The sequence below is a fragment of the Spirochaeta cellobiosiphila DSM 17781 genome, assembly GCF_000426705.1.
In the GTDB taxonomy this organism is placed as follows: domain Bacteria; phylum Spirochaetota; class Spirochaetia; order DSM-17781; family DSM-17781; genus Spirochaeta_E; species Spirochaeta_E cellobiosiphila.
Genome location: NZ_KE384557.1, coordinates 209515 through 222759, shown reverse-complemented (window position 1 = coordinate 222759; position 13245 = coordinate 209515). Strand labels below are relative to the sequence as shown.

The 13245-nt window shown below is 33.3% G+C and carries 13 protein-coding genes; 4 read left to right on the top strand and 9 right to left on the bottom strand.

Features of this window, described 5'->3' with window-relative positions; translation table 11 throughout:
- The first annotated feature begins 117 nt into the window (after nt 1–117).
- From K345_RS0116000 to K345_RS21485, 3 genes are all read left to right on the top strand, one after another.
- Nucleotides 118–828, top strand: coding sequence for a LytR/AlgR family response regulator transcription factor (locus K345_RS0116000; protein WP_083963820.1), 711 nt, complete (start codon nt 118–120; stop codon nt 826–828).
- A 201-nt stretch (nt 829–1029) separates the two neighbouring features.
- A complete protein-coding gene (locus tag K345_RS22580; RefSeq protein ID WP_169714827.1) occupies nt 1030–2124 on the top strand; it encodes an ATP-binding protein in 1095 nt (364 codons plus the stop codon).
- A 79-nt stretch (nt 2125–2203) separates the two neighbouring features.
- Nucleotides 2204–5161: a glycoside hydrolase family 3 protein gene (locus K345_RS21485; RefSeq protein WP_053228395.1), complete on the top strand. Its 2958-nt coding sequence runs from the start codon at nt 2204–2206 to the stop codon at nt 5159–5161.
- Between the two features lie 39 nt (nt 5162–5200).
- Here K345_RS21485 and K345_RS0115985 read toward each other — a convergent pair whose 3' ends face one another.
- A complete protein-coding gene (locus K345_RS0115985; protein WP_028975015.1) occupies nt 5201–6532 on the bottom strand; it encodes an MATE family efflux transporter in 1332 nt (443 codons plus the stop codon).
- Nucleotides 6525–6965 carry a MarR family winged helix-turn-helix transcriptional regulator gene (locus K345_RS21480; protein ID WP_053228394.1) on the bottom strand — a complete coding sequence of 147 codons (441 nt, stop codon included), beginning with the start codon at nt 6963–6965 and terminating at the stop codon, nt 6525–6527. The genes K345_RS0115985 and K345_RS21480 overlap by 8 nt, the downstream gene beginning before the upstream one ends.
- 138 nt (nt 6966–7103) lie before the next feature.
- Between K345_RS21480 and K345_RS0115975 the strand changes: the two genes are divergently transcribed.
- Nucleotides 7104–7589 carry a hypothetical protein gene (locus K345_RS0115975; protein WP_028975014.1) on the top strand — a complete coding sequence of 162 codons (486 nt, stop codon included), beginning with the start codon at nt 7104–7106 and terminating at the stop codon, nt 7587–7589.
- A 93-nt stretch (nt 7590–7682) separates the two neighbouring features.
- On the opposite strand, the gene K345_RS0115970 is transcribed toward K345_RS0115975, so the two are convergent.
- The 7 genes from K345_RS0115970 to K345_RS0115935 form a co-directional block, all read right to left on the bottom strand.
- Nucleotides 7683–8192 carry a hypothetical protein gene (locus tag K345_RS0115970; RefSeq protein ID WP_028975013.1) on the bottom strand — a complete coding sequence of 170 codons (510 nt, stop codon included), beginning with the start codon at nt 8190–8192 and terminating at the stop codon, nt 7683–7685.
- 203 nt (nt 8193–8395) lie between these two features.
- On the bottom strand, nt 8396–9052 hold the full coding sequence (locus tag K345_RS0115965; RefSeq protein WP_028975012.1) for a hypothetical protein: 657 nt from the start codon (nt 9050–9052) through the stop codon (nt 8396–8398).
- A 49-nt stretch (nt 9053–9101) separates the two neighbouring features.
- Nucleotides 9102–9398, bottom strand: a complete 297-nt coding sequence (locus tag K345_RS0115960; RefSeq protein WP_083963818.1) for an RHS repeat-associated core domain-containing protein — start codon at nt 9396–9398, stop codon at nt 9102–9104.
- A gap of 824 nt (nt 9399–10222) precedes the next feature.
- On the bottom strand, nt 10223–11269 hold the full coding sequence (locus K345_RS0115950; RefSeq protein ID WP_028975009.1) for a hypothetical protein: 1047 nt from the start codon (nt 11267–11269) through the stop codon (nt 10223–10225).
- The gene (locus K345_RS23215; RefSeq protein WP_156888442.1) at nt 11250–11414 is read right to left on the bottom strand and encodes a hypothetical protein; all 165 of its coding nucleotides are present in this window, start codon (nt 11412–11414) and stop codon (nt 11250–11252) included. Before K345_RS23215 ends, K345_RS0115950 begins: the two co-directional genes overlap by 20 nt.
- 182 nt (nt 11415–11596) lie before the next feature.
- Entirely contained in the window at nt 11597–11974 is a 378-nt protein-coding gene (locus K345_RS0115940; RefSeq protein ID WP_156888448.1) for an RHS repeat-associated core domain-containing protein, read from the bottom strand.
- Nucleotides 11975–12418: 444 nt separating this feature from the next.
- On the bottom strand, nt 12419–13195 hold the full coding sequence (locus tag K345_RS0115935) for a hypothetical protein (RefSeq protein ID WP_028975007.1): 777 nt from the start codon (nt 13193–13195) through the stop codon (nt 12419–12421).
- Between the last annotated feature and the right edge of the window lie 50 nt (nt 13196–13245).

Here is a 13245-nt window from a genome sequence, read left to right as displayed (position 1 = left end):
GAGCTTCCTTAGAGCTTTATAGTCCTTGTTTAAAAAGTAAGTTTACAAGCTGTAATAACATCACCATGGCTTTCTCGACGATTGTTAATTTCCTTTATTCATAATAATATCTGATTCATGAAAATCGGGATTGCAATTATTGAAGATGAACCGATGGAAGTTGTCCATATACATGATATTTTAGACAAGTATCAGATTAGTAATAGTCTGGATTTTCATATTGACACATATAACAATGCCCATGATTTTTTAATAGAGGATAGTCGTTCCTATGATCTCGCTATTATGGATATTGATCTACCGGGCATCAACGGAATGGAAGCTGCAAGAGTATTAAGAAATCAAAATTCCCATATCGATATTATATTTGTTACTAATCTAGCTCAATTTGCTATCAAGGGATATGAAGTCGAGGCTCTTGATTATATGTTAAAACCCATTAAGTCAGGAGATTTCTTCCTTAAAATGGATAAATTTATACGACGACAAAATAGTAATATAAATCAAAAAATCAAACTTCCATCTCGCTCTGGGTCACATATAGTTAATATGGGTGATGTCCAATATGTAGAAGTTATTAATCACAATTTAGACTTCCATATGCCTCAACGAATCATAAGTATTCGAGGAAAATTAAGAGATTGGGAACCACGTCTCCCACCTAATCATTTTTTCCGAATAAATAACAGTTATATTGTTAATCTCAATAATGTAAGGTCCATGACAAGTAATTCGATAACATTGAATACAGGCCTCCAAATATCCATCAGTCGAAAAAGAAAAGAAGCTTTTAAGGTAGTTATGGCCAGATTCTTAGGGACTATGTAGATAATGCCTCATATCCCAGTCCAAGCTATCAACTTATTTATTATAGCAAAATTATACATAGCAAGTTTATTTTTTACACCTAATATCCCTCTGAGAAGGAATTTCGCATTTAGACTTCTTTTTAGTTTGAGTATTTTCTTTCTATTCGTGCAATACTACCCGATTAGAAATAGTTACTATCAAATCATTTTATATTACTTTTTGATTTTTATATTATTAAATCTATATCTACTTAGTTGTTTTCAAATAAAATTGAAGGCAGCCATTCTATTAGGATTGGCTAGTTATGGAATAGAGCACATTGCTAGTGCTCTAGATTCCATGTGTACCTGGATCATAAATCAATACATCTATAGTGGCTCTAATCTTATCTATATTAGAACGTTAATCCTGATACTAACACTACTCCTAACCTATGGTTTATGTTATAAGGCATTCCCCAAACACCTTAATGGGATATACGATTTTGACATTAAGAATAAACTTGTCTTCTTAATATCCCTTATAATTCTCTTAGTAAGCATAGTTTTGAGTTCTTTTTTAGTAGTGTACGATGATGATAGACCTGATAATTACTATGTTCTGGTCATTTTATTCTACAATTTGACCTCATCTATTATGGCTTTGTATTTATTATTTAATACTGTATCACTGAAGATACTGAACAACATTCTTCTAGAGAAAGACCTTTTTACGACAATGCACTCTAAGAGTATGGATTATATCAATTACAAAGCACATGATTTGAAATATCAACTAAGCTATTTACTTAATAATATTCAAGATGACACAGAGATCGTATTCCAAGATCTCAACAAAGGTATATCACATTATGATTCCTATATTAAATCCGGCAATAAAACCCTCGATACGATACTAACGAGGAAAAAGCTAATATGTGTCACAAAAAACATTAGCTTCTCTATTGTGGCTAAAGGTTCACTCCTGGATTTTATACAACCCTTAGATCTATACACCCTTTTTGGTAATATAATAGATAATGCCATAGAAGCCCTGGAGAAAAATGTAAAAACGGAAGACCGTGCTATGTCTTTATCCATTAGTCAAAAACACAATTTTATATCTATTCATATGGAAAACTACACCACAGAAGAAGCTAATTTTATAAATGGTTTACCAGTTTCCACAAAATCCGATTTATATAATCATGGATATGGACTTCCTTCCATCAAATACATTGTCTCCCAATATAAAGGAGCTCTCAGTCTATACCAGGAAAATCACACATTTATTCTTGATATTCTATTTCCACTTCCTGTAAATTACGTCGATTAATAGGTAAACTAGAACAAAACAATTGTCATTATTCAGTCCTTCCCTACTCTTTATAGCGAATATTATTTAGGAGGAAGGCATGAACAATAAGAAAAATAAAACCATATGGTTAATTGTCATCCTAGGTATTGTAGCAATAGTGGCAATACTGAACGGAGTAGCTCTATACTTTTCCCACTCATTGGATACCTACCTTGGACAGGGTAAAAGAGTCTATGAAAGTTTTGATGAATCATCAAGCAAACCAGAGTATTACAACCAAATGTTTACCAATACAGATTCTGTAACTGGTTCTGTCGGTTTTGGGATGAAAATTAGTAAAAAAGTGACAGATGAAGGAATTGTTCTTCTTAAGAATAATGGTGTGTTGCCTCTTGAAAAAAACAGCAAAGTATCACCTTTTGGATATCGCTTTATAACTCCTGTCTATGGGGGAACAGGATCTGGATCCGTAGATCCAAGTAAAGAGTATATTAAAACCCCAGAAGAATCTTTAAAGAAATATTTTGTTCTCAATGAGCAAATTGTCAAAGTTCTTAAAGAGGCCAAACCAAAAGAGATTACCAGTACAGCGATAAAAGACTTGAAAGTCGAAGATACAAGTGGTTTCAAAGGATTTTCAGGTGTTACAACTAGTATTGTTGAATATGAGCCAAGTATTTACACTGATATTGTCAAGTCCCTAAAAGATACCACAGCTATTATCTATATAGGACGTGTTGGAGGAGAAGGAGGAAATCTTCAGGATAATGCTTATGTTGACGGTACTGAACACGAACTTCAATTAACGGACTATGAGAAAAGCATGATAACCATAGCAAAGAAGTATAGCAAAGCTGTTATTGTTGTTCTAAACACCTCAAATGTTATGGAAGTCCAACCTATCATGGAAGGCGAATTGGAAGTGGATAGCATTGTTTGGATAGGAGGCCCAGGAGGAACTGGTTTTGATTCACTATCAGATATTTTTTCTGGAGAGGTAAATCCTTCAGGTCGTACTTCTGACATCTGGGATCGTCATATTTTAGCAAATCCAACAACGGCAAACTTCCTACCTGATCGAACCTACTCGAATACGGAATCAACCCAAATAGCAAGTAACTACAAAGGTTTGTATTTTATTGAATATGAAGAAGGCATGTATTATGGATATAGATTCTTTGAAACAGCATCAGATCTTGGATTTATTGATTATAATAAGTCGGTGAATTACCCCTTCGGATATGGGTTATCCTATAGTAACTTCACTCAAGAGATTACCAAAATTAAGCAAAATAGAGATAGTATCGATTTGACAATCAAGGTAAACAATATAGGAAGCCTGGATGGCAAAGAGACTATACAGATTTATTATTCAGCACCTTATACCAGATTAGATGTTGAGATGAAAGTGGAGAAGCCCACCAAGAATTTAATTGCCTTTGATAAAATCTTTGTTCCAGCAGGTGAAAGCGTAAGCAAAACCATAAGTATTAACTGGGAGGACATGGCGTCCTATAATTATCTAGTTAAAAACTCAGATGGTACAATAGGAAGTTATATGCTAGAAGAAGGTGATTATTCGTTGTTCCTCGGAAAAAACAGTCATGACTCTTGGGAAGAGAAGAGTGTTAATCTAGCATCTACGATCTGGTATAATAATGACAATCCAAGAGATAGTGAAAAAAGAAGTCAGTCAGAATTAGATGACAAAGGGAATCCTACCTATATACCAGAAACGGGGACTGTCAACTTTGTAGCAGCAAGTAATAAATTTGAAGATAGTAATCAGTATATGGCAGAAGAAACAACTCCTTTAAGCCGAGCTAACTGGGTAAATACACAACCATCAACACCAGAAGAGAAAAGTCTATCCGAATCCCGTCTACAAAAAGCATCATCCTTTGACATAGAAACAGATCGTCTATTAGGAAACCACGAAGAAAGTCTTATCTATCACTCCGAAGAACCAAAATCCAAAATAAAAAATGGATTAACACTTAGCGATATGCGAGGCAAATCCTATTCTGATGAATCATGGGATACACTACTAGATCAAATTGATTATGATAGTAATGAACTAACAAATACACTTTTTATGGCAGCCTTTCGAACAGGAGCATTAACTTCCATAGGAAAGCCAGAATCTGTAGATCATGACGGTCCGCAAGGTTGGGGCTTGACAGGTGCTGATGGAGGCCCAGACACAACAGCTTTTGCCAGTGAAGTGATAGTGGCTTCAACATGGAATGTGGACTTGGCCTATGAATATGGTGTTGCGATTGGACAAGAGGCATTGGTATTGGGATATACAGGTTGGTACGGTCCAGGATTGAATCTTCACCGATCAGCCTTTAATGGTAGAAACTTTGAGTATTACTCTGAAGATCCTTTATTGTCTGGAAAATTAGCAGCACAAGTAGTATCAGGCGCTGGGGATCAGGGTGTGATCTCTTATATGAAACATTTTGCCCTTAATGATTATGAAGGCCCTGCGACAGCATTACAAGTTTGGGCTACAGAACAAACCATTCGAGAGATATATTTAAAACCATTCGAGATAGCGGTAAAAGAAGCCAGGATGAATTTAAAGTTCATTGATGACACTGAAGGGGAAATGAAAACCAAGCGAATGAGAGCTGCTACAGGGATGATGGCAGCAGCCAATATGGTAAATGGGGAATGGAATGCCGCAAACTACCCTCTCATAACGGAAGTTTTACGAGGTGAATGGGGATATCAAGGTGTTGTATCAACAGATATGTTCCTTCAGAACTCACCCAATATCACAGATAAGGTTTTTAGAGCTGGTTCAGACTTAAAAATGTGGTTCTTACCGACAAAAGCAAACGACCTTAATAGTGCTACAGCAAAATGGACTTATAGAAATGCCATAAAGCACATAAGTTACGCATATGCTAATAGTAACCTAATGGAAGGAGCGGCTCCAGGTACGCTGATCAAGTATACCCCTTCACCTTGGTTTATTGGATTAATGATCGGGGATCTACTCTGTATTGTTGCTCTATTAGGACTAATCAAAATTAAGTTATTCTAGATATAAGATCTCTTCAGCTCTTATGAGCTGAAGAGATACTTAAAAGTAATGATACTTTTTTCTGTACAACAATAATATATAGCCAGAAACACCAATTCCCAGAACTTCTGCTACAGGAACGGCAAGCCACAACCCCTGTCCCCCTATTAATTGGGGAATAATAATGATAGCACTTGCCAAAAAGAGAAAAGTTCTTGAAAAGGAAATGACTAATGAGGCTTTCCCATTCGACAATGCTGTAAATAGGGCCGAGGCAAAAATACTAAATCCCATCAAGAACAATGAAAAAGCAAATATATTGAAACCCTCTAAAGTAATATTGAAGACTTGAGTCCCGACCTGAGTAAAGACTTTCAGAGTATTAACAAAAATAATTCTTGATCCACCGTAGGATATTAAAGCACTCACAAAAAGGAACAGGAAGCTATTTAACAAGATTCGTTTCAATTGAGGAAAATCTCTGGAACCAAAGTTATAACTGATGATGGGAGCTACCCCCATAGAAAATCCAATATAAACAGCACTGAAGATAAACTGATAATAAAGAACGATAGTGATAGAAGCGACACCATCAACACCAAAATATTTTAAAAAAGAATAATTGAACAAATAGGTCGTTATAGCATTAGAAAAATTAGTAACCATCTCAGAAGATCCATTATAACAAGCTTTGATCAACATAGGTATATTCCTATAGGGTTTAACTAATTTTAAAGTATTGTTCCTAATGACTCCAAAATAAAATAGTCCTGCCAGGGAAGGGATACAAGCCCCTATCCCCGTGGCCAAGGCAGCACCACTAAGACCTAATTGTAATTTTGCAACAAATACATAATCGAGAATGATATTAGTAATACCTGCCATTAAGGTCAGAAACAATCCAACCTTTGGCTTTCCGGCTGTTACAAAGATAACCTGGAATAGTGTTTGTAAGAAAAAGAATGGTGAAAAGAATACTAAGATTCTTCCATATTCCAGACTTAATTCATATTGCTCTTCATTAGCTCCCAACATAGTAATAATGTTTCTAAGAAACAAACTTCCCGTTACCGCGAAAACAATTGACAAAACACCAACAGCAATAACAATTAATGAAAAATCATTAACAGCCTCTGCCTCTTTATTTTCCCCAAGCTTTCGAGCAATGATAGCGCTTCCACCAGAGGCAAACATAATAGAAATGGCCAATTCCGTATTTAACAATGGAATGAGCATATTCATGGCGGACAATGCTGTCGTACCAATATAACGGGAAATATATATACCATCTATGATCGTATACAATGATAAAACTAACATCATAATGATATTAGGAAAGGCATAAGAAATTAATCTGACAAAGGATTGCTTCCTTTGGAAAACACTAATCATTATTTACCTCAATACTCAAATAGTGAGCAAATAATTCGTTAGTCTTAACAAACATTTCACATAGATCATTACCCATATGCTCCATAACTCTTTCTTCTATTTTATAGAGTTTTGATATAACATCATTGGTATATTCCTGCCCCTTTTCGGTTAATCTGATTGTTTTACTTCTTCTATCCTCTTTGTTGGTTTCCGTTGTTATATAACCTGACTTTTCAAGACTTTTACATACAGTATTTACTGTTTGCTTGGGTAACAACCACTCCTCACAGATCCTCTTTTGGGAATATTCTTTCTTTTCGTGAAGGATATAAAAAATCAATAAGGCGTTATAATTCAAACCATGTTGCTTAGCCCATCTACCATATAGTTCATTAGCACGACTCATGGATGAGTTGATCGCCTGGATTTGTTGTTTTCGTTTAGTATTCATAGACACCTCCCGACACATATAGTCCTTATTCGGACTTTTATCAAGAGAGTCAGTTACCATTTTCCATGGTTTTCCCAATAGATTAAGAATTAATACCGTGCTAGACTTCACATAACAATAACAAAATATGGAGAAAAAATGAAAAAGATATTAGTTTTAGCGTTTCTATCGTCTTTATTGTTCAGTTGTGCTTCTACCCCCCCCTTAGATTTATCAACATTAGAAAACAAAGAATTTCATTTGACTGGAATATCTGTAGTGGTAACTGAAGAAGTAGACGAAGGAAAACAGGGACAAAAGTTTTTTGACGAGCAAATACCAAATATATTAGATATTGTACAAAAACATTTGTTAGAGAACTATGATGTAGACCTAAATGCTACAGATTATGAAGATCTTCAAAAAGCAGGTAATGTGGATATTAATTTTCGAGAAATTGAACTTAAAATGATTATTCATCATTATTTTTGGGATAATACAAAGAAGTATGATCAAAAAGCAAGTTTATCTATTCCATTAGCTTTTGATGAAAATAACTCAATGAATGTATCTGTCTATCTTACTGATGCAGAAGGGAAATCCTTGAATGTAACTGTTCCTCTACAAGTACAAACAGCAGAATAAGTAAGATAACTAAATATTAAAAAAGCCATTGCAATAGCTCTGGCTTTTTTGTTTTTGAAATTTAATCATAGAAACGGTTATTAGGTAGTCCACTTATTGTTTAGTGTATTTTATCTCATAGATTGTTATAATATCACCAGATATTGAATACTCCCATGATTTAACATCAGTAATACCTTTGTACCTACTAGCCCACTCATCATCAGGATATTTATACTCATCATATGCTTCAAAGGCAGTCCGTAATGCTCTCTCATCACTAATATCATACCATCTGTCACCAATTGTCATTTCCGCTGGTGTTAATATCAACTTATTAGATCCTTCGGATCTAAAAGAATATTTATTTTCATCTTTATGTGTGTTAACGATTGTTCCTTCACTGGATGTACGATTAATTACATATATTTTGGTAATCTCATTCTTCGATATTTTTAACGTGGTAGTTGCTTTAAATTTATCACCATTTGCATACTTTCCACTGTTAGTAGATATCCATGTTCCTATATACGAGGGGGTATCATCTACATCTTCCTCATCGATGATATCACAACTTGATAATACTAATAATATAGCAATAATAAAGAAAATTAATTTTTTCACTTTTTACTCCTTTGATAAATAAACCATAAAAAAAATATTTTTAAAATATTAAAAATGGGGATTATCACCAAATAAGTTAATGGAGTAAAGGATGTTAAATGTACTGCATAACAGTTAGGATCATGATAAAAGTAAGTTCAGAAACAAAGAGAAAGCTCTGTAAAACTTATCCAACTCTCCATAATGTCCTAATGGAATTCCAATCATTCTAAATATTGATAATATGATAGTAGTTTTTTTGCATTACCATATCCCATTACATTATCTAAACTTCTATTTAATTTTTCATAGTCATCATCATTTATGACATACATTATGTTATTTGAAAAATCGGTATAACTAAATCCAACAGGTAATTTACTCCAAGCAATATCTAAATATCCGAAACTAGATGGAGGATTGTTAATAGTGGGAATCATATCTAATGTATATCCCCATATTTGAATATACTCTAATTTACTTGAGCTATTTAAGTTAATGTTCATATTTTGAATATTAATTCCTTCATACAAATGCAACCTTTTTAATGAAGTCAATTCTTTAAGAAAATTTAAATCTTGTAATGTAACAAACCCCAAGTGAAGTTCAGTTATTCCATTAAAATGTCTCCATATATTTTCAAAATTAGTTAAATTAGAAAACTCTATACTTAAGCTATCTAACCGTTTAAGAGAGTCCAATCCTCTGATACTGACTAAGTTAGGCACTATCATATCCGGCTTGGTAAGTTTAAGTTCTACAATATCACTATTAACATGTATAGTCTTTGATTGATTCAATCCTATGAGTTCTAAGGATACCGTTTCAGACCAAGCTGTTGATATTAAAAGAATGTATACACAAAATATAATTTTTTTCATGGCTAACTCCTATACAAATCTGGTAATGGAACATAAGTCCAATTATTATTTAGTGGATTATCAATAGAACGCACTTCTTGTTCGGGAGGATCTTGTATCCCATCAGTGCTATCCCAGGATTCGCCATTCTGTCCTGTTGTTTTTTTTCATTTTCTAACGCTGTGTTCCAAGACATAATATCAAAATGGAAATCGAAAAGATCATCAACTACCTGTGGATCTACATCATTTTCCTCTACTTCAGCTAATCCAAAAGGATCAATAAAATTAATAGGATCATTCCCAACATACATATACCAATTAGCCCCATCCTTAATAGGATCTATCGTCCTCCATCTCATCCTCATGGGATCATAATCATAACTTCTCTGTTCATTGTGCTACCACAATATAAACAATACAACTACAATTTTGTATTCAATTAAACTGAATAAATATTGCGAACAAGCTAAATTGTAGTCAACAACAACCACTTAAGGAAAAATGTTAATGGAATATAAGATGTTAAATATATTGCATAACAGCTAACAGATACCAAAAAGGAATCCTTCGATGTTAGTTCCCATAAAACCTTTACTCCAAATAAGATTAATACAAGGTTATATAAAAATGGTACGAAGACAAAAGAGCCGAGAGAAAAAAATACATTTATGAGCTTAGATATTAGAAATGGCATTTTTGAAAAACAAACTAGCTTCATAATATCAATTTCTTCTGGTTTTATATCAAAAACTTTGAGTATGATATTTAGACTGAGAAATAATGCTAGGTCAGTTAGGATCATTATCAGAGTAAGTTCAGAAACAAAAAGGAAACTGTGTAGAGCTGATCCAACGCCCCATAATGGCCTACCCCATACTGCTAATAGAGTAGTGAACAAAGTTATTACTATTGATGTAGAAAAGTAATAAATTATTAGACCAAACTTATTAATATCAAGACTCTTTAACTTTTCCCAATTAGTCTTTGGTTGTATTAGTATTAAGAAAGGAGCTAAAATTATATCTTTAATCATTTTGGGACCTACCAGTATTTTTACCCGAGTTAAAATAAATCAGGTTTTTTAGTATATTTCTCACTTTTAACTATAACCACGTCATAGAACTCAAATAGTGCATTTCTTATTGTATTCATATTAAACATTGACATAAAGTTTTACTACTCTCTCAAACTAAAAAACACCAAGAATAGAAGAGTATCTACTACCCATATTGTAGTAAGATTTTTTGTTAATGAGATCTATTATAACACTGAAAATAGGAGCATAAAAACCGAACCCATCATAAACTTCATAATATAGGTACGGAGGATCATAATAGGCAAAGTATAGAAAGCCATCATATCCGAATTTATCACGAATTGGTTGAATGAGATCTAAATTGCTATCTTTATATTCTATATTCCCATAGGGATCTTGTACATTAATTCCCATTAGATCCTTAGATGTTGTAATTATATTTTTATTTCCATTTCCAATGATTATATCAGGAGCAAAAGATTTTACCTGACCATTTTTATAATTCACCAAAGTATCAACATATGTTTCATCAGTTTTGATAATACCTAGATCCTCTATGAGCAACCAAGTATCCTTAATCCACAAAGCGTTATGGTATTCTTTTAATTCCTTTGGATCAGGAGATAAACTCCATATTACTTTTTGCCCTACTTGGGAAATAATGCGAATACTCTCATGTTTTAATTTATCACCATTTATATTAATTTCATATTGAGAGCTAAGTAAATCATTAGTACCAGGAATCGAAAAGATAGTTTGGCTTCGATAGCGATGGAAATATTTTAGCATAGCTTTATTTTTAACAAAACTTAATACTTCGTTAACATAGTGAAGTTTATACCAACCTTGCGGATAATCAGAAGTATCAACTGGCATCAGATAGCAATAAGACTCGTTTGTATTTGGATTATAAAAGCCATATAATACCTCCGCAGGATTAAGTTTTGAATCAGTGTGAGCTAAAGACTCTTCCATTGTGGGAAGAGTTACTTGTAAAATATTTTCCTTTTGTCTGTTAGAACCACTTAGATCATAAAAGAATAGAGTACGCTCTGGATTAAGTTCTAATTCCATGTTATCTACTTCTGGTTCCAATTTTTGAAAGACCTTGAAATTGTCTGCACTTAAACTTGGAGCCATTACTAAGTAGATAAAAAGAAAAAGTATAGAGTATCTACTTTTAATTTTTACTTTTTCCAACACAGGCTCCTTTTGACTCATTTAATTCGCTTATAATATCTTCCATACTACTAGGATTTGGATTAGTATCTTCACCGACTTTCTTTGCTATTTCTTCTAAAGATTCTGGTACAGGATCAGGAAAATGATTACTCCATTCATCCAATCCATCATCTATTATAGCTTCCTATTCGCTTGTCAAAGTATCTGTCTCTTTTAAACAATCAGCGACCGCCTCTGAACACATCATTGCCTCTTCATCAGACTGGCTTCCACCATAGTTATGGCCTGAACCCTCATTAACTTGTTCACTCCATCAATAGATGGATCTTCATTATTAGGATGTCCCTATCCAAACCATTTATCATCATCTTCATCGGTATCTATACAAATCCATGTATGGCCAGGATTACCATACTCATCAACTATTATATCACTTCCAGGAGTTGGATCCTTATTGTAGGTTGTCAGTGTATCCAACCCCCACAAATCAATAAAATTAATAGGATCATTCCCAACATACACATACCAATTAGCCCCATCTTTAATAGGATCTATCGTCGTCCATCTCATTCTCATAGGGTCATAATCACGGAAGCCATAATCATATTTACCAGTAAAGCTATCGACTCTTTTACCATTATATCCCATCTGGTTCTGTCCTACAAAACTACCATTAATGGCCTGACCGAAGGCATCATAGGTATATTGTGTTTCATTATTCATGGGATCTGTTTCTATAGACAATCGACCATGCTCGTCATAAGTTCGTTTCCAAGAATAGAGTGATTGATAGAACAGTTAGGAATTATCTATCTGGACAAAGTCCTTCCCCAAGTCCAGGGAAAAAACGCGTTAGTAACACTTGATTCATTTCAACCAGATCTTTTCCATGTTTCAAGATGTTCAGTCATCTGCTTTCCTGTTCTTTTCATGATTGCCCCTCTACAAAGATGACACTAGATTTAACTTAAGCAATTGTAGGAGTGAAGATTTTGACATCTACGAATTTTCTACAAATATCGACTCTTAACTCTTGGGGGATTATTATATGTCATCAAAATTTTTTAGTACAAAGAAATGCATGATTTGTTACATCATTTACAACTAAGAAAACCACTCTATCTTGATCGTACTTTTTTAAAGAATATACTTCAAAAGGTAAATCTGTTAATATTTCTTTATATGATGAGGTTTCAAATAAATATCTGAGGTATATTGGTGTTGTCTGTTTACCGCTATAAAAAAGTTATCGAACAATGTGTAATCATCAAAAGATACTCTGCGATCATAAAAAGGATCATCATAGAAATTCATATCTTGTGAATACCAATTATATAGACAATATTTTTCTCTACCATCATTAGAAATAAACTTTAACAATATATTCTGATTTTCTATGTTAAAAGATAGAATGGAATTGAAAAATCTTCCCGTATCTCTTTCTATATTAAGATCCTTCACTGACTGATTTAAAATATCATAGGTACGATAATATGGTTCTCTTTGTGCGCTTATAATTAAAAAATTATTATTAACTACAAACTTATATACAGTATCATATAAATCAGGAACTTCTTTCCATTCATTATGTTCTAATGAATAATAAAAAAGTAACATAAGAATTTCCTTATCACCTTTTACAATAACTGATAACCAAATAGTCTTGCTTATATTATCGTAATTAAGATTATTAATACTTAAAATCACTTCCTCTTTTAATCTAATTGGTAAATCCAATAATATCTTTTCATTTGAATGAGTCGCATACACATACTCATGATCAGATATAAACTCATGTGTATTAGGACTATCGTTTAAGGTACTTATTACATCTATCCTATAACGATCATTTAATTTATACACAAACTTATTATCAGATATTCCACTGGCACAAAGGGGAAGTAAACCAATCGATAACAAAAGTATACTGATCTTAACTCTCACAATTCAAGCTTCCCTCTTCTTTAGATCCTACGATCTCAGAAACAAATTTT

Coding starts and splice junctions, on each gene's coding strand:
- K345_RS21480 (WP_053228394.1), bottom strand. CDS start 6,965: ATGAATACTAAACGAAAACAACAAATCCAGGCGATCAACTCATCCATG.
- K345_RS0115940 (WP_156888448.1), bottom strand. CDS start 11,974: ATGAATAATGAAACACAATATACCTATGATGCCTTCGGTCAGGCCATT.
- K345_RS0115985 (WP_028975015.1), bottom strand. CDS start 6,532: ATGATTAGTGTTTTCCAAAGGAAGCAATCCTTTGTCAGATTAATTTCT.
- K345_RS21485 (WP_053228395.1), top strand. CDS start 2,204: ATGAACAATAAGAAAAATAAAACCATATGGTTAATTGTCATCCTAGGT.
- K345_RS0115960 (WP_083963818.1), bottom strand. CDS start 9,398: ATGAGGATGAGATGGAGGACGATAGATCCTATTAAGGATGGGGCTAAT.
- K345_RS0116000 (WP_083963820.1), top strand. CDS start 118: ATGAAAATCGGGATTGCAATTATTGAAGATGAACCGATGGAAGTTGTC.
- K345_RS0115975 (WP_028975014.1), top strand. CDS start 7,104: ATGAAAAAGATATTAGTTTTAGCGTTTCTATCGTCTTTATTGTTCAGT.
- K345_RS0115965 (WP_028975012.1), bottom strand. CDS start 9,052: ATGAAAAAAATTATATTTTGTGTATACATTCTTTTAATATCAACAGCT.